Below are 16563 nucleotides of genomic sequence, written 5' to 3' on the forward strand. Positions count from 1 at the left end.
GCGGGGCCGGGGTCAAGGGCCTTGGGCGCACAAAGCCCCTTGCCGCCACTTCAAGTGCAAGTTAAAGCAATCGCCGTGTGCCCGAGTGGTGGAATGGTAGACACGACGGATTCAAAATCCGTTGCCGCAAGGCGTGCCGGTTCAAGTCCGGCCTCGGGTACCATCCAATTGGATAAGAACATGGGTTCTGACGGGACCCGCCAATGCCCTTTATCGACATGGCGCGTGGCGGCATGTTTTGGCCTCAATGCCCGGTCTTTGAGAATTTGATTCGACCTTTCCCGGGGCGGATCGGTTGAATCCAGCACCAGTTCCGGCCATTGAGCTTGATTGGTTCCCCCCCGAAAACAACCCGACGACAACCTTGGCGAGAATTGGGCGAAGGTGCGATGATTTTCCGGGCGATGTGATTGTTTCTGGATTCTGCACAATGAGGGCACGGTTTGCAGGCAGCGTTTTCGCGGAGCGCGTGGCGGCCCCTTATTAATATGAGATATGCCGGTGCTGGCACTGCTGTACCTGGAAACAATCAGGTCTCACTTTTCGGAAAATCTTGGTAAAACAGGGCCGTAAATTGGACTCAAGATGGGCGATCCAAACATATTTCGAACATTTTTCACTTTGTTCGCGTAAAGACAGCAGGTATCTAAGAGTCTGATTCAAAACTATCTGAGCATTATTAATCCCTTGCGAGATGGCGTGTGACACGTCGAATATGGGCGACGGTGATCCACGCCTCTGCGCTGGCGATGGATTTTTCCCAATCCTTTGACAGCCGGCGGCATCGGCCCAGCCAGGCGAGAGTACGTTCCACGACCCAACGGCGCGGCAGGACCTCGAAGCCCTGCGCCGTGTCGGAACGCTTGACGATCTGCACGGTCCATCGCCCAATGGCCTTCAGAGCGTCTCGCAGTTTGGGACCGGCATAACCTCCATCGGCAAATATATGACGCAGCATGGGATAGCGCGCGGCGACGGCTTTCAGCACATCCGGCGCGCCGTCACGGTCCTGAATTCCAGCGCTGTGGACCTCGAGCCCGACGAGCAATCCGGTTGTGTCAGTGACGATATGGCGCTTGCGACCCTTAACCCTCTTTCCGGCATCATATCCGCTAACACCGCCGCTTTCCGTGGTTTTTATACTCTGACTATCGATAACCCCCGCCGTTGGCCGGGCTTTACGACCCTCCGCCAGCCGCGTGGCTTCAACCAGCTTGCGGTTCATCTCATCGAGAAAACCGTCGTTGCGCCAAGTATAGAAATAGCTCCGCACAGTCGATACCGCCGGAAAGTCGTTCGGCAGCATCCGCCACTGGCACCCGGTCGTCGCCATGTAGAGGATCGCGTCGAACACGTCGCGCAAGCTTGTCGTGCGGGGTCTGCCCGTGGACTTGGGTGCTGGCATGAATGGCGCGATCAGTGCCCATTCGGGGTCTGTCAGATCGCTTGCATACTTGGCGCCCACTCGGGCATGTTGGCGTCGGGTGAGTTCGGTCCAGGCCATCGTGATCTCCGTTCAGCTTTGCAACCGAACAGAAGCACAACCTGCTGAACTCACTCAATTAGTTTTAAATCGGGCTCTAAGTCTTGCCCAACTGGGGGGCAAAGTCTGTAGGTCACGGGGGCGGCCGCACTTTTGCGCATCTGTTTGATGCGGGAGACGTGTGTACGCCGCGACGTTTGCGAATGTATTCACGACAGGATCATGACGTGCATGATCCGTGCCGTCTGCTGCGGTTCTCCCCATTTATGGAGCATTGGTGTGTGTCGCCCTGACCAGAGGCTTTGCTGACGGGGGTGAGTGAGTTGCTCGGAGTAAGATGAAGATGAACCGTGTGCCAAGGCCACAGATCAATCCCACGGCGTCCCCGGGACGCATTGCTTCGTATGCGGCTGAACTGCCCCACACGCAATCTGCACCATTTTCCAGACCGGCCGCGCTGCGCGCCGCGCGTCGCAACGCTTAGGAGATTACACCATGATTAGAACGCTTGACTTCAATCCATTCGCCGCAGGCACCGTCATCGACGACGAGTATGAAGGCGTGACCATCTCCGCAACCGGCGGCTCCGGCCAGGCCATGGTCTTTGACAGTGCCAACCCGACAGGCGGTGACGAGGACCTCGCCTCCGATACGCTGGGCGGTGTGCTGATCATCTCCGAAGACGGGGACAGCAGCGACCCCGATGACAACGCCACCGGCGGCAGCATCTTCTTTGATTTCGACAACGCCGTGCGGATGAAGTCGATCACCCTCAAGGACATCGAGGAAACCGGCGGCGAAGGCACACGGCTGATCTTTTATAACGAAGCGGGCGATGTCATCGAGAACCAGTTTGTCGAGCCGACAGGTGACGGCGGCGAAGTGACCCTTCAGCTCTTCGTGCCCGGCACGTTCCGCTGCGAAGTCCGCTTTCCCGGTTCCGGCGCGGTGGACAATGTGACCTTCGATGACCCCGGCTTCGGCGGCGGGGACAACGATGATCCCGACGCGGTTGATGACACGCTGATCCTGGACGAGGACACCACCGACACGGTGAACGTCCTGACCAACGATACCGATCCGAATGGCGATCCGCTGACCGTGACCTCGGCAGAAAGCCCCGATGGCGTGGTGACCTTCACGCCCGATGGCGAGGTGACATTCACCCCGAACGAAAACTTCAACGGGCCGACCACGATCACCTATACCGTTTCCGACGGCAATGGCGGCACCGACACGGGCACCGTGAACGTCACCGTGAACCCGGTGAACGATGCGCCGGTTGCGGTGGACGATACCGCCACGACCGACTTCGAGACACCGGTTGTCATCGACCTGCTTGGCAATGACACCGACGTGGACAATACCAACGACGAGCTGACGCTGGTCGATCCGACGGTCCCCGCCGAACAGGGCACGCTTGTCGACAACGGCGACGGCACTGTCACCTTCACACCCGCCGACGGTTTTACCGGCCCGGCGACCATCACCTACACCGTGCGTGATCCCGAAGGTCTGACCGACGCGGGCACCGCCACAGTCACAGTGGGCGCGGGTCCGCTGCTGGACGGCTATGTGGACGGCGACGACGATGGCAACCTGATCGACGAGGATTACCTGGGCGATCCCGATGGCGACCGCATCAACGACCCCGATGCGATCCTGCCGGGCACCGGACCGGACGACGATTATGTCCGCGCGGGCGGCGGTGACGACACTGTTGTCACAGGTCAGGGCAACGACACCGTCGAAGGCGGTGACGGCGATGACAACATCGACACCGGCAATGGTGATCTGGCACCCGATCTGGGCTATCCTTTCGCGGCGACCGATCCGCTGGGCTATGACCCCGATGCGGACCCGGAAAACGACCGTGACTATGTGGACGGCGGTGACGGCAACGACACCATCCGCACCGGTGACGACCGCGACACCATCTTTGGCGGTGCCGGTAACGACGACATCAACGCTGGCATCGACGACGACATCATCGACGGCGGCACCGGCGACGACCGGATTGTCGGCGGCGAAGGCAACGACAGCATCCTGGGCGGTGCCGGCAACGACACGATCTATGCGGGCAACGACCCCGACCTGATCCCCGATGTGGTCAACATCACCGACGAGGACACCGGCGGCGTTTCGCCCGACCGGAACCCCGACAACGGCATGGACACGGTCAACGGCGGTGCCGGCGATGACGTGATCTATGGTGCCGACGACCGCGACTCGCTGTCCGGCGGCTCCGGCGACGATTACATCGACGGCCAGATCGACGATGACATCATCGACGGCAACACCGGCAATGACACCTTGCTGGGCGGCCAGGGCGACGACAGCGTTTCCGGCGGGCAGGGCGATGACCTGCTTGAAGGCGGCATCGGCAATGACACCCTGCGCGGCAACCGTGACAACGACACCCTGATGGGTGGTGACGGCGACGACAGCCTTGATGGCGGCGGCGAAGACGACGCGCTTTACGGCGGCGACGGCGACGACAACATGATGGGTGGCCAGGGCGACGACCTTCTGGACGGCGGCGCGGGCAATGACACGATGACCGGCGGTGCGGGTCAGGATACCTTTGTCAACGTCAACGCAGGCGATGTGGTCGACGGCGGCTCCGGCCCGGTGGACAACGACACGCTCGACCTGCGCGGCTCAACCGCGCCGGGCGGCAGCTTCAGCATCACCTACACGTCGGCAGACCGGGAAGACGGCATCGTCAACTACCTTGATGCGGACGGCAACGACGCGGGCCAGCTGGTGTTCGAGGAAATCGAGAACATCATCCCCTGTTTCACCCCCGGCACAAAGATCGCCACACCCAAGGGTGAGCGCCGTGTCGAGGAGCTGCAGGTGGGCGACCGCGTGATCACCCGTGACAACGGCATCCAGGTCATCCGCTGGGTCGGCAAGCGCGACATGAGCGCCGCCGAATTCGAAAAGGCGGTCCACCTGAAGCCGGTCCTGATCCGTCAGGGCGCGCTTGGCAACGATCTGCCCGAGCGTGACATGATGGTCTCTCCGAACCACCGCGTTCTGATCGCCAACGACAAGACAGCGCTCTACTTTGAAGAGCGTGAGGTTCTGGTCGCGGCCAAGCACCTGACCGGCATGGAAGGGGTGGATGTCGTGGATGTATCCTCGACCACCTATGTGCACATCATGTTCGATCAGCACGAGGTCATCCTGTCGGATGGCGCCTGGACCGAGAGCTTCCAGCCTGGCGACATGTCGCTGGCAGGTATCGGCGATGCACAGCGTCAGGAAATCCTGGAATTGTTCCCGGAGCTGGCGACACAGAACGGCATCGATGCCTATGCATCGGCCCGCCGGTCGCTGAAGAAGCACGAAGCCCAGCTTCTGACCAAGTAACAAGTAATCCCCAGAAAATCGTGCGGTCCCTTCGGGGGCCGCACAACCGGAATATGCAGCTGCTGTTTTGACCCCGGTCAGAGAGCACGGGGAAGCGGAGTGGGCAACCACTCCGCTTTTTCTTTTGCCGGGTGACGGCGCGCCCGTTGCCGGGTATCGGTGGGGCATGGAACAGGACAACGAACTTCTGGCCGAACTGACCACCTGCGAGGAATTGGTCTGGGACGCCCTGGTCGAGGGGGATATCGCCACCGACGAAAAGATGCTGCATGCCGATTTCCTTGGCGTCTATTCGACCGGTTTCGCGACCAGGGACGAGCACAGCGGGCAATTGGACGACGGCCCGACGGTCACCCGCTACAAGCTGACCGGGCACCGGGTGATGCGGCTGGGCCGCGATCACGCGGTCCTGTGCTATCGCGCCGATTTTCTGCGGGCCGGGCGGCAGGCGTCAGAGGCCATGTATGTCAGTTCGATCTGGCAACGCGGGCCGGATGGCTGGCGCAATGTCTTTTCGCAGGATACGACTGCGCGTGAATGAAGCTCCTTGCTGTTGAGCGCCAGGTGACTTTGGCTGTGACGTCGTCAGCTGATCCGAAGCGGGAAACCGGACCTGTCGAATGCCAGGCATTTCCGACCCGACCGGACATTTGGCGCGGTGTGGGTGAAGGTCAGGTGAGCGGGACTTTGCTGCCGTTTGCAACACCCGAAACAGGTCGCGCCCGAACCGAGGGGTGGGCGAGTAGCGCCCGCCCCGTGGGGGCGGTTCGGGCGCTGCCAAAGCTTTGCTTTGGCAATGGGTCTTTACTTTGAGAGCACAGGTTGGACTCAATCCCGCCCTTCGCTGCATTTTTCACGAATGACCACTTAGCCCCTGCCTCCCATCGGACATAACGCCGCGCTCCGGGCCAGCGATGTGACACAGCGACGTTCCACCGCTGCTGCCTGAACCCGCGACCGCGTGTCAGGGCGCGCCGCCCTTGCCCCGCCCGGCGCGCCAGTCCGCCCAGGCCTCCGGCGTATCCAGATCCAGCCGGGCGCGACTGCCGGGCAGGGGGATCAGCACGACACGCTCCCTGACCTGCGCCACCACCTCGCGCCCGCCGCTGTCGCCGGTCAGCCTGGCCAGCGCCGGGAACAGCTCAGATCGGAACACGATCGGATGGCCGGGCGCGCCTTCTGCCGTTGCGCCGCGCCAGATCAGGGCGGGGCCATCCGTGTCAACCGCATCGGCAACCTTTGCCAGGTCCTGCACTGTCAGATCCGGCAGGTCGCCCAGCAGAACCATCGCACAGATGGCCCCATCGGGCAGGGCGGCGATACCGGCGCGCAGGCTGGCGTTCATGCCTTCCGCCGCATCCGGGACGGGCAGGGCCTGCAGGTCAAGCCCCGCCAGCGCCGCATATCTTGGGTGTGGCGTGGGCGGCAGGGCCACAATGACCGGACCACGGCCCAGCGTCAGCGCCTTGCGCGCCTGAAGGCGCAGCAGGGGTGTTCCATCCACCGTTTCCAGCAGCTTGTCGCGCCCCTGCATCCGCGTCGATCCGCCCGCGGCAAGGATGATGATCGGCATCAGGTGATCCATCGGGTCATCCTAGGGCCGTCCGGCGCCGAGCGCCATCCCGTCAGCCGCGCATCCGGTCCCCGTCGGGATCGAACAGCGCCGTGGTGATCAGCCTCGCGGGACGCATCTGGCCCAGGATTTCGATCTCCACCTTCAGCCCTTCCGCAATCCGCCCGCGCGGGACAAAGCCCATGGCGACGGAGGTGCCGGTGAAATGCGAATAGCCCCCCGACGTGCAGAACCCCACAACCGCACCATCCAGCCATATCGGCTCATAGCCCTGCACATCCGCGTCTTCGGCCTCCACGTCAAAGGCCACAAGCTGCCGCGCGGGCGGTGTTGCCCTTTCCGCCTCCGCCGGGGCGCGGCCGATGAAATCCACGTTCTTCTTCCAGGAAATGAACCGGTCCAGCCCGGTTTCCGCCGCCGTGTAATCGGGCGAGAATTCCGACATCCAGGAGCCAAAGAACTTGTCCAGCCGCAGCGACATCATGGCGCGCATGCCAAAGGGCACCATGCCATGCACCTGTCCTGCCGCCCAGAGCACCGACCACAGCGCGCGCTGGTCCATCGGGTCGCAATAGATCTCGAACCCCAGATCGCCGGTATAGCTGACCCGCTGCACGATACAGGCGGTCTGGCCCACGGTCATCTGCCAGACGTCCAGGAACTTCATGCCGCTGACATCGGTGCGGGTGCAGGCCTGCAGCACCGCGCGCGCCTCTGGTCCCGCAATCTGGAAACCGGTGCGCTTGTCGGAGATGTTCTGAACGTCAACACCGTCTTCCAGATGATTGATAAACCACCGATAATGGAATTCCTGCGACCCGTAGGAGGCGGTCAGCTGGAAGGTCTGCGCATCCAGGCAGGAGATCGTGAAATCGCCGATCAGCTTGCCCTTTTCCGACAGCATCGGGGTCAGCGACAAGCGGCCCTGCGCCGGGACGCGGCCCGCCATGATCCGGTCCAGCCAGGCGCGGGCCTGTGGCCCGGTGACCAGGAACTTGCCAAAGTTCTGCACCTCGTTGATGCCCACCCCGTTGCGCACCGCCAGCACCTCGCGCGTGGTGGCGCCAAAGGCATCCGAGCGGCGGAAGGACGGGGTTTCATAGGTCGGCTCATCGCCCGTGGCGAAGTAGTTGGCGACCTCAAGCCCGAATTGCTGGCCCCAGACCGCGCCCATCCCGGTAAAGATGTCGTACATCGGTGTGGTGCGGTGCGGCCGGGCGGCGGGCAGTTCCTCGTTCGGGTAGGAGACGGAAAAGCGTTTCTGATAGTTCTCGATCACCTTGGGCAGGGTGTAGCCCGGCGTGATCCATTTGCCAAAGCGCGCCACATCCATCGCCATCACATCGCGTTCCGGCTCGCCCTCGATCATCCATTGCGCCAGGGTCAGGCCCACGCCACCGCCCTGGCTGAAGCCCGCCATGACGCCGCAGGCGGACCAGTAGTTGCGCATTCCGGGCACCGGGCCGACCAGCGGGTTGCCATCGGGGGCAAAGGTGAAGGGGCCGTGAATCACGTTCTTGACGCCTGCGCGTTCCAGGTCGGGGAAGCGGCGGTAGGCAAAGGTGATGCTGTCCTCGATCTTGTCGAAATCGTCCTGCAACAGGTCCTGACCAAAGGACCAGGGCGTGCCATCCACCGACCAGGGGCGGCAGGTCTGTTCGTAGAACCCGATGCAAAGGCCCCGGCCTTCCTGCCGCAGATAGCTTTCGCCCGCCGGGTCCATCACATGGGGATGTTCCTTGCCGTCCTGCATCATCTCCACGATCAGCGGCACTTCCTCGGTCACCAGATACTGGTGCTCCATCGGGTGCAGCGGGAAGTAGACGCCCGCCATCGCGCCAACCTCGCGCGCCCAGAGGCCACCTGCGTTCACGACGTGTTCGGCGTGGATGGTGCCCTTGTCGGTGACCACCTCCCAGGTGCCGTCGGGGCGCTGGTTGGTTTCCCGGACCATGCAATGGGTCTCGATCGTTGCGCCGCCCATCCGTGCGGCGCGGGCATAGGCATGGGTGGTGCCGGAGGGGTCGAGGTGACCGTCCAGCGGGTCATAAAGCCCGCCGATGATGCCGTCGATATTGGTGACGGGGGCGATCTTTGCGATCTCCTCCGGTGTCACAATCTCGGTGTCCAGACCCATGAAACGGTGCTTGGCCCGTTCGGCCAGCAACATGTCGAAACGGTCCTGGTTGTCGGCCAGGGTCACACCGCCGACGTGGTGCAGCCCGCAGGACATGCCGGTGATTTCTTCCAGTTCCTTGTAGAGCCGGATGGTATAGCCCTGAAGTGCTGCCATATTGGTGTTGCCGTTCAGCGTGTGAAACCCGCCCGCCGCGTGCCATGTTGACCCCGAGGTCAGCTCTGACCGCTCCACCAGCATGACATCCGACCAACCCAGTTTGGTCAGGTGGTAGAGGCAAGAAGCGCCGACGACGCCGCCGCCGATGATCAGGACACGGGTGGTGGTTTGCATGGGAAAACTCCGGTTGGATTTTGCCACAGATTGGCGGGCTGCGGAAAACACCTCTGGTCCGTTAACGACAGATCATGTCGCGCGCGGTCGGATTGCCCGGGGTTGGTTTCGAATCCGCGACCGGCTTGTTTCGCGCAGCACCGCTATGGACCTTCGCGCAGCCGTGCTAGATCATGCCGCATGGATCTTTCCGCATTGACCCCCAGGACCATTCTAAGACGGGCCCGCTCTTATACCCGCAAGCTCTGGGTCCGTGTTGTGATCATGGGGCTGATGTCCTTTGTGGCGCTGGGGCTGACGCAGCTGATCGAAGGGTTCGTGCCGGATGAGATTGCGACCATGCTGCACGGGGATGCGGCGGACCGGCTGCTGAACATCATCGCCAATGCCATGCTGGCGGTGACCACATTCTCGCTGACCGTCATGGTATCGGTCTATCGCGCGTCTTCGACCCAATGGACCCCGCGGGTGCACCGCCTGATCCTGGAGGACCCGACGACCCAGAATACCCTGGCGGTTTTCATCGGCGCCTATGTCTATGCTCTGGTGGCGATCATCCTGCGCGAACTCGGGGTCTATGTGGATGACCGGGCCTTTGTGTTGTTTCTCATGACGGTTCTGGTGCTGGCGGTGATCGTGATCTACCTGATCCGCTGGGTCCTGCACCTGCAGACATTCGGCAGCTTGATGGATGTGACCCGCCAGATCGAGACGGTGACCGTTTCGGGGTTCAGGGAGCGGTTGCAGAACCCCTGTCTGGGTGCAAATGCCCTGACAGGTGACATTCCCGAGGGGGCGGAAAAGGTGCTGGCCACCGAAAGCGGATATATCCAGCACGTCTATCCCGAAGCGCTGCACCAGACCGCGGCGGAGCAGGGCGCGCGCATCTATTTTCTGCGCAACATCGGCGATTATGTTTTCATCAACGAACCGCTTGTTGCGGTGATCTATGACAAGCAGGACGCTGACAGCGAAGCGGTGGAAAAGGCGGTGCGCGATTGCATCGCGCTGGGCGATCTGCGGACCTATGACCAGGACCCGCGCTTTGGCCTAGTGGTGATGGGGGAAGTCGCCTCCAAGGCGCTGTCGCCGGGGGTCAACGACCCCGGCACCGCCATCGACGTGATCGGGCGCATCGGGCGGATCCTGTCGCTCTACAAGGATGAAGAGGCCAAGGACCGCGAAGACGAAGTGCTTGATGCGCTTTATTTCCCGCCGCTGGACCCCGGCGACCTGATCGAGGACGGCTTTGGCGCGCTGGCACGGGACGGGGTGCAGATTGTCGAGGTGCAGCAGCGCCTGCAGAAAGCCCTGAGTGGATTGATGCGGCACCCCGATGCAGGGCTGAGCCGCGCGGCCAGGGAGGCGGCGGTTCTGCATCTGCGCCGTGCGGTTCAGGCGATCCCCTTCGGGCCGGATCAGGACCGTGTGCTGGCCTCTGCCTGTGCCGAGGTGCGCGCGGCAGTCTCAAAGGTCGACGATTAAAAAGTTAACAAAAGGTTAACCAAAAAACTCACCGCGTGTTATCGAACGATCTCTTGGAGAGATCGGGATATTTTCATGTTTGTGGTTCGGGCACTGTTTCTTGGGGTCACTGTCGTCACGCTTGCAGCGGCAGGACCAATGTCGGTTCCGAAGATACCCGCTGCTGATTTCCTGAGTGTGTTGAACTCCTTGAACGGAAAAGCACCGATGAATGCTGCCTGTTGCAAGGTCTGCTCAAAGGGCAAGGCCTGCGGCGATTCCTGCATCAGCCGCTCATATACATGCCGCAAAGGGGTCGGTTGCGCCTGCGACGGTTAAGAAATCCGGATCCCTCGGGCGTCGAATTATATTCGAGCGACGGCAGATGTCGCTTTCTGGCAATCAGCCCGATGCAAGCCCGTAGAGGTTGTGAATAACGCAACCCAATTCAGGACCTATCATGCGCACCCATGCCCAGGCCGTCGTCATCGGGGGCGGCGTTATCGGCTGCTCGATCCTCTACCACCTGACCAAGCTGGGCTGGACGGATGTGGTGCTGCTGGAACGCTCCGAACTGACCTCGGGCAGTACATGGCATGCGGCGGCTAACATTCACGGGCTGCACGACAACAACAACATCACCCGGATCCAGAACTACACGATGGACCTTTACAACGCGCTGGAGGCCGAGACGGGCCAGAGCTGTGGCGTGTTCCAGCCCGGATCGCTTTATCTGGCGCAGACCGAGGCGCGGGAACACCAGCTGCGCCTGCAGGCGGCCAAGGCGAAATATTATGGCCTGCCGTTCCGCGAGATCGACCGCGCCGAGGCAGAGGCGCTGCATCCGCTGGTCGATTTCGACGGCATCCGCTGCATCATGTACGAGGAAAACGGCGGCAACGTGGACCCTTCCGGCGTGACCAACGCCTATGCCGTGGGGGCGCGGCAGAACGGGGCCGAGATCATCCGCTTCTGCCCCGTCACCGGCACCGAGCAGCAACCGGATGGCAGCTGGATCGTGCGCACGCAGAAGGGGAACATCGCGACACAATGGGTGGTGAATGCCGCCGGTCTCTGGGGGCGCGAGGTGGCGGCACTTGCAGGGCTCAAACTGCCGCTGCAACCGACCGAGCACCAGTATTTCGTTACCGAAACCATTGCGGAGATTGCCGGGATGGACCGCCGCCTGCCGTCGGTCGCGGACCGCGATGGCGAATATTACCTGCGGCAGGAGGGCAAGGGCCTGCTGGTCGGCGCTTATGAGAAGGATATGCGCTACTGGGCCGAGGACGGGACCCCGCAGGGGTTCGGCCACGAGCTGTTTGCCGATGATCTGGAGCGGATCGAACCCAACATGATGCGCGCGATTGCAAGGGTGCCTGCGGTGGGCGAGGCGGGAATCAAGCGGGTGATCAACGGCCCGATGATCTGGTCGCCGGATTCCAACGTGCTGTTCGGACCGGTGCCGGAACTGCGCAATTACTTCTGCTGCAACGGCATCATTCCGGGATTCTCGCAATCCGGCGGCATGGGGCTTTTGGCCGCCGACTGGATCGTCACCGGCGAAACCCGCTATGACATGTTCGCCTGGGACATGGCGCGCTTTGGCGACTGGGCCGATGCCGCCTTTACCCGGGCGCGGGTGGGCGACCAATATGCCAACCGGTTCAAGATCCACTTTCCAAACGAGGAACGCAGCGCGGGCCGCCCCATGCGGATGCGCCCGGCCTATCAGATGCAGCGTGACCTGGGCGCGGTCTTTGGCCTGAACTACGGGTGGGAACATCCGCTGTACTACGGCCAGCCCGTCGGGGCAGAGGATGAAACCCACGGGTTCACCCGGCAGGGCTGGTGGGCGCAGGTGGGCCGCGAGGCGCGGATGCTGCGCGAGTATGCGGGTATCATCGACATTTCGAACTTTGCCAAATACCGCTGCAAGGGGCCGGGGGCGGAAAGCTGGCTGAACGCGGTTTTTGCCAATACCATGCCCCGGGCTGTGGGTCGGTCCTGCCTGACCCCGCTGATCGGCACGCGGGGCGGGATTGCCGGGGATTTCACCGTGACCCGGCTGGCGGAGGATGAATTCTGGATCATCGGCTCCGGCATGGCCGAACGCTATCACCAGCGGTTCTTTGGCGCGCTGCCCCTGCCGGAGGGCACGACATTCGACAGCCTGACGGTGGATGTCTGCGGCTTCAACGTCGCAGGACCGAAATCGCGCGATCTGTTGCAAAAGCTGACCAATACCGCGCTGGCGACGCCTGATTTCCCCTTCATGCGGTCGAAATGGATCACTCTGGCGGGGATCGAGGTGCTGGCGCTGCGGGTGTCCTTTACCGGCGATCTGGGCTGGGAGCTGCATTGCGCCGCTGCCGATCAGGCGCGCCTGTTGCAGGCGCTGCTGGACGCGGGCCGCGACATCGGCGCAGGCCCTGTCGGCAGCCGCGCGCTGATGTCGCTGCGGATCGAGAAAGGATATGGCTCCTGGAGCCGCGAATATTCGCCGGAATACTGGCCGCAGGAGGTCGGGTTGGACCGGCTGTGCAAGACCGACAAGGATTTCCTGAACAAGGAGGCGGTCATGCTGACCCTGGCCAGGCCCGCGCGGGAGCATCTGGTGATCCTGGAACTGGATGCCGGTCAGACCGATGCCTCCAACGCGGATGCGAGTGGGGGGGAGCCGATCTTCATGGATGGCAAGGGCATCGGGCGGGTGACCTCCGGCGCCTATGGCTATTCGGTGGGCAAGTCGCTGGCGCTGGCATTCCTCCGCGATGCGGGGCCGGGCGATGTGGTGGAGGTGATGGTGCTGGGCCAACCGCACCGCGCGACGGTGCTGGCGGAACCGCCCTTCGACCCCGCAGGTGCCCGGCTGCGGGCGTAAGACAGGCGCATTCGAATTCTTCGAAGAATTCGGTCCGGAGTTTTTGAAAACTCCGGGGTCGGCAGGAAGGTCACTTTCCCAAAGGCAGCAGATATTCCTGCGCCACGAACCGCAGCACGGGTGCCCGAAGGCTGGGGGCACACGCATCGGCTGCGCATTCGAATTCTTCGAAGAATTCGGTCCGGAGTTTTTGAAAACTCCGGGGTCGGCAGGAAGGTCACTTTCCCAAAGGCAGCAGATATTCCTGCGCCACGAACCGCAGCACGGGTGCCCGAAGGCTGGGGGCACACGCATCGGCCGCGCATTCGAATTCTTCGAAGAATTCGGGCCGGAGTTTTTGAAAACTCCGGAACCCGCGGTCAGCCGCCCGATTTTTCCAGTACCAGAAAGGTCATCATGCCCAGGGGCGGCAGATCGTCCTGTTTCACGATCCGCAACGCAGGCTGCTGCAGCACGGTTTCGACCCGGAAATCGGAATGCCAGCCCAGCGTGTCGGCAAAAGGCGCCGTGAGCCGCTCGATCGCACCCAACACGCCGTCCTCGCGGGTGAAATGATTGGTGATCACCACCTGGCCGCCGGGTTTCAGCACCCGGACGATCTCGGTCATCACCCGTTCGGGCTCGGGCACCACCGAGAGCACATGCATTGCCGCAACCGTGTCGAAGGAAGCATCGGGAAAGTCGAGGTGCCGCGCATCCATCTGCCGCAGCGCCGCCACATGGTCGAGCGCCTTTTCCTTCACCCGCACTTGCGCCTTTTCCAGCATATCGTCGGAAAAATCGATCCCCGTGACCGCCAGATGGCCCCCGTATTGCTGAAGCGACAGCCCCGTGCCCACGCCAACCTCCAGCACGCTGCCGTTGCGTGCATTGATATGGGCGACAGCCCGGCGGCGGCCCGCCTGGGTGATGGCGCCGAAGGTCCGGTCATAGATCGGGGCCCATCGGGCATAGGAACGGGTAACTGCGTCAAGATCCATCTTTTCTGTCCTTTCGGGAAGGGGTGGGCAGCCCGGCGATCAGGGTCCAGATCACCGTGGCGATATAGGCAAGGCAGAGCATCACCAGGGTGATCCATGCATAGGTAAGAAGCGCAGCCGCCAGCAGGACGGCGGTGAGCGTCACATAGGGCACCTGCGCGCGGCTGACGCGCAGCGCCTTGACCGACCAGGTTGGCACACGGCTGATCATCAGCAGGCCGATCACCACCATGTGCAGGCAGATCACCAGGTCGGGCAGCAGCGGCCCATTGGCGAAGGCAAAGGAGATCGAGAGCGGCAGCAGCACCAGCAGCGCGGCGGCGGGCGAGGGGATGCCGGTGAAATACCCCGGCGGCACTTTCGGATTGGCGGCCTGCGGTTCACGCGATGCCACGTTGAACCGTGCCAGCCGCAGCACGCAGCAGATCGCAAAGAACAGCACCGCCAGCCAGGCGGCGCTGCGCACGTCCTGCAGCGCCCAGAAGTAGAGCACCAGCGGCGGAGCGACGCCGAAGTTCACGAAATCGGCAAGCGAATCCAGCTCGGCCCCCATCTTGCTGTCGCTCTTGAGCAGCCGCGCCAGATGCCCGTCCACCCCGTCGAGCACGCAGGCCGCCACGATCAGCTGCACCGCCAGCACGTAATTGCCCTGCACGCCAAAGCGGATCGCCGAAAGGCCCGCGCAGATCGCCGTGACGGTGAGGATGTTGGGCAAGAGCTGCAGCAGCGAAAAATCGCGCGGCCCGGGGGATTGCGGATCGCTCATGCCGCTGTGGTCCCGGCAAGGCCGGCCATCTGCACCGCTCCGGACAGGATCGCGCAGCGCTTTTCGCCGCCGCCGCATATCCGCCTCAAGAAGTTGCCCGATATGGTCATTGTGCCCGTCCCTAGACTCACGGGTGCAGACCTATATCGTTCTGCGGCAAGAGCAAGTCTCATCCGCCGCCGATTTCCAAATGCCGCCGATCGGGGCCTTACAACGGCCTGATCTTGAGCTGCGTGATCCGGTTGCCGTCGCGTGCCATCACCTCGAAGCGGAATCCGTGGAAGGAAAACACCTGACCCGGCGTCGGGATCATCTGCGCCTCGTGAATCACCAGCCCTGCCAGCGTATTCGCCTCGTCATCGGGCAGGGACCAGTCGGTGGCGCGGTTCAGGTCGCGGATCGTCATGGCGCCATCGACGTAGTAGTGACCGTCCTCGCCCGGGGCCAGCAGATGTTCACCGTCGGGGTCGAATTCATCGGTGATCTCGCCCACGATCTCTTCCAGAATATCCTCCAGCGTGATCAGCCCCTGAAGTGAGCCATATTCATCCACCACCAGTGCAAAATGCGTGCGGCGGCGCAGGAACTGGCGCATCTGTTCGTCCAGGGTCGAGGTTTCGGGCACGAAATAGGGTTTCATCGCCACGGTGGAGACATCGAAGTTCTTCAGCGCCGATGCATCGCCGTCGGGCCCGCCGATCAGTTTGTACATCGCGCGCAGCAGGTCCTTGGCGTGGATCACACCGATGATGTTCTCCTGATCGTCGCGATAGACGGGCAGGCGGGTGTGGTTGGATTCCAGACATTGCTGGAGGATTTCCTGCGGCGGCATGTCCGCGTCGATCATCTCGATCCCCGAACGGTGCAGCATGATCTCTTCCACCGCCCGCTCGCGCAGGTCGAGCGCGCCCAGGATACGGTCGCGGTCTTCCTTTTCAACTACCCCTTCGGAATGGCCCAGCTGCAATGCGCCCGCGATTTCCTCGCGCACCGCAAGGATGTTGCTGTCGGGGTCCACCGTCACCCCCAAGAGCCGCAGCACCCCGCGCACAAAGAAGCGCACCGCAGAGACCATGGGCGAAAACACCAGCACCACCAGCGCGATCGGGCGCGACACCAGCGCGGCGGCGGTTTCGGCGTTGGTGATCGCATAGGTCTTGGGCAGCACCTCGGAAAAGACCAGCACCAGCAGGGTCATCACCAGCGTGGCCAGCGCCACGCCGCTTTCCCCGAACAACCGGGTGAAGAGCGCGGTGGCCAGAGAGGCCGCCAGGATGTTGACCAGGTTGTTGCCCAGCAGGACAGATCCGATCAGCCTTTCATTGTCTTCCGTGATTTTCAGCGCCCGTTCCGCGCCGCGCGATCCCTTGTCCGCCTGCGCCCGCAGCTTTCCGCGCGAGGCGGCGGTCAGCGCCGTCTCGGACCCCGAAAAGAACCCCGAAAGAACAAGGAGGAGCAGAATGATGCTGCAGCTGATCCAGAATGCGCCATCGAACAGAGTCGTGCCGGTTTCCATTTCGGTTGGTATCCATATGATGTGTCTGTCGGACTATGATGATCCGCCA

Annotated in this window: 11 protein-coding genes and 1 tRNA gene; 5 read left to right on the top strand and 7 right to left on the bottom strand. The window is 62.6% G+C overall.

Translation table 11 applies throughout. The features are described 5' to 3' along the window. The first annotated feature begins 79 nt into the window (after positions 1 to 79). Positions 80 to 163 (top strand) — tRNA-Leu (locus ACWNZ3_RS09130). A gap of 516 nt (positions 164 to 679) precedes the next feature. Here the strand turns inward: ACWNZ3_RS09130 and ACWNZ3_RS09135 are convergent. Further along, the gene (locus ACWNZ3_RS09135) at positions 680 to 1504 is read right to left on the bottom strand and encodes an IS5 family transposase (RefSeq protein WP_067290280.1); all 825 of its coding nucleotides are present in this window, start codon (positions 1502 to 1504) and stop codon (positions 680 to 682) included. 474 nt (positions 1505 to 1978) lie between these two features. Between ACWNZ3_RS09135 and ACWNZ3_RS09140 the strand changes: the two genes are divergently transcribed. Together ACWNZ3_RS09140 and ACWNZ3_RS09145 are read left to right on the top strand one after the other, a co-directional pair. Continuing rightward, a complete protein-coding gene (locus ACWNZ3_RS09140; RefSeq protein WP_496899760.1) occupies positions 1979 to 4861 on the top strand; it encodes a Hint domain-containing protein in 2883 nt (960 codons plus the stop codon). A 166-nt stretch (positions 4862 to 5027) separates the two neighbouring features. Beyond that, positions 5028 to 5402: a DUF4440 domain-containing protein gene (locus ACWNZ3_RS09145; RefSeq protein WP_496899761.1), complete on the top strand. Its 375-nt coding sequence runs from the start codon at positions 5028 to 5030 to the stop codon at positions 5400 to 5402. 423 nt (positions 5403 to 5825) lie between these two features. Here ACWNZ3_RS09145 and ACWNZ3_RS09150 read toward each other — a convergent pair whose 3' ends face one another. Together ACWNZ3_RS09150 and ACWNZ3_RS09155 are read right to left on the bottom strand one after the other, a co-directional pair. After that, positions 5826 to 6446 (bottom strand): nucleotidyltransferase family protein, encoded by a 621-nt coding sequence (locus ACWNZ3_RS09150; protein WP_496899762.1) that lies wholly within the window; start codon positions 6444 to 6446, stop codon positions 5826 to 5828. A gap of 40 nt (positions 6447 to 6486) precedes the next feature. After that, a complete protein-coding gene (locus ACWNZ3_RS09155; protein WP_496899763.1) occupies positions 6487 to 8904 on the bottom strand; it encodes a GcvT family protein in 2418 nt (805 codons plus the stop codon). Positions 8905 to 9084: 180 nt separating this feature from the next. Between ACWNZ3_RS09155 and ACWNZ3_RS09160 the strand changes: the two genes are divergently transcribed. Continuing rightward, positions 9085 to 10389, top strand: a complete 1305-nt coding sequence (locus ACWNZ3_RS09160; protein WP_496899764.1) for a DUF2254 domain-containing protein — start codon at positions 9085 to 9087, stop codon at positions 10387 to 10389. A 38-nt stretch (positions 10390 to 10427) separates the two neighbouring features. Here ACWNZ3_RS09160 and ACWNZ3_RS09165 read toward each other — a convergent pair whose 3' ends face one another. Further along, complete coding sequence (locus tag ACWNZ3_RS09165) at positions 10428 to 10655, bottom strand: hypothetical protein (protein ID WP_496899765.1); 228 nt, start codon at positions 10653 to 10655, stop codon at positions 10428 to 10430. A 173-nt stretch (positions 10656 to 10828) separates the two neighbouring features. On the opposite strand from ACWNZ3_RS09165, the gene ACWNZ3_RS09170 reads away from it, so the two are divergent. After that, on the top strand, positions 10829 to 13252 hold the full coding sequence (locus tag ACWNZ3_RS09170; RefSeq protein WP_496899766.1) for a GcvT family protein: 2424 nt from the start codon (positions 10829 to 10831) through the stop codon (positions 13250 to 13252). A 359-nt stretch (positions 13253 to 13611) separates the two neighbouring features. Here the strand turns inward: ACWNZ3_RS09170 and ACWNZ3_RS09175 are convergent, their stop codons facing one another. The 3 genes from ACWNZ3_RS09175 to ACWNZ3_RS09185 all read right to left on the bottom strand — a co-directional run bounded on the left by ACWNZ3_RS09175 (position 13612) and on the right by ACWNZ3_RS09185 (position 16514). Continuing rightward, on the bottom strand, positions 13612 to 14232 hold the full coding sequence (locus ACWNZ3_RS09175; protein ID WP_269367389.1) for a class I SAM-dependent methyltransferase: 621 nt from the start codon (positions 14230 to 14232) through the stop codon (positions 13612 to 13614). Further along, positions 14222 to 14998, bottom strand: coding sequence for a CDP-diacylglycerol--serine O-phosphatidyltransferase (pssA, locus tag ACWNZ3_RS09180; RefSeq protein ID WP_274577245.1), 777 nt, complete (start codon positions 14996 to 14998; stop codon positions 14222 to 14224). The genes ACWNZ3_RS09175 and pssA overlap by 11 nt, the downstream gene beginning before the upstream one ends. A 208-nt stretch (positions 14999 to 15206) precedes the next feature. Next, positions 15207 to 16514 (bottom strand): HlyC/CorC family transporter, encoded by a 1308-nt coding sequence (locus tag ACWNZ3_RS09185; RefSeq protein WP_269367391.1) that lies wholly within the window; start codon positions 16512 to 16514, stop codon positions 15207 to 15209. Between the last annotated feature and the right edge of the window lie 49 nt (positions 16515 to 16563).

This window comes from Sulfitobacter sp. IGS-18, from assembly GCF_059628195.1.

Coding starts and splice junctions, on each gene's coding strand:
- ACWNZ3_RS09135 (WP_067290280.1), bottom strand. CDS start 1,504: ATGGCCTGGACCGAACTCACCCGACGCCAACATGCCCGAGTGGGCGCC.
- ACWNZ3_RS09140 (WP_496899760.1), top strand. CDS start 1,979: ATGATTAGAACGCTTGACTTCAATCCATTCGCCGCAGGCACCGTCATC.
- ACWNZ3_RS09145 (WP_496899761.1), top strand. CDS start 5,028: ATGGAACAGGACAACGAACTTCTGGCCGAACTGACCACCTGCGAGGAA.
- ACWNZ3_RS09150 (WP_496899762.1), bottom strand. CDS start 6,446: ATGGATCACCTGATGCCGATCATCATCCTTGCCGCGGGCGGATCGACG.
- ACWNZ3_RS09155 (WP_496899763.1), bottom strand. CDS start 8,904: ATGCAAACCACCACCCGTGTCCTGATCATCGGCGGCGGCGTCGTCGGC.
- ACWNZ3_RS09160 (WP_496899764.1), top strand. CDS start 9,085: ATGGATCTTTCCGCATTGACCCCCAGGACCATTCTAAGACGGGCCCGC.
- ACWNZ3_RS09165 (WP_496899765.1), bottom strand. CDS start 10,655: ATGCAGGAATCGCCGCAGGCCTTGCCCTTTGAGCAGACCTTGCAACAG.
- ACWNZ3_RS09170 (WP_496899766.1), top strand. CDS start 10,829: ATGCGCACCCATGCCCAGGCCGTCGTCATCGGGGGCGGCGTTATCGGC.
- ACWNZ3_RS09175 (WP_269367389.1), bottom strand. CDS start 14,232: ATGGATCTTGACGCAGTTACCCGTTCCTATGCCCGATGGGCCCCGATC.
- pssA (WP_274577245.1), bottom strand. CDS start 14,998: ATGAGCGATCCGCAATCCCCCGGGCCGCGCGATTTTTCGCTGCTGCAG.
- ACWNZ3_RS09185 (WP_269367391.1), bottom strand. CDS start 16,514: ATGGAAACCGGCACGACTCTGTTCGATGGCGCATTCTGGATCAGCTGC.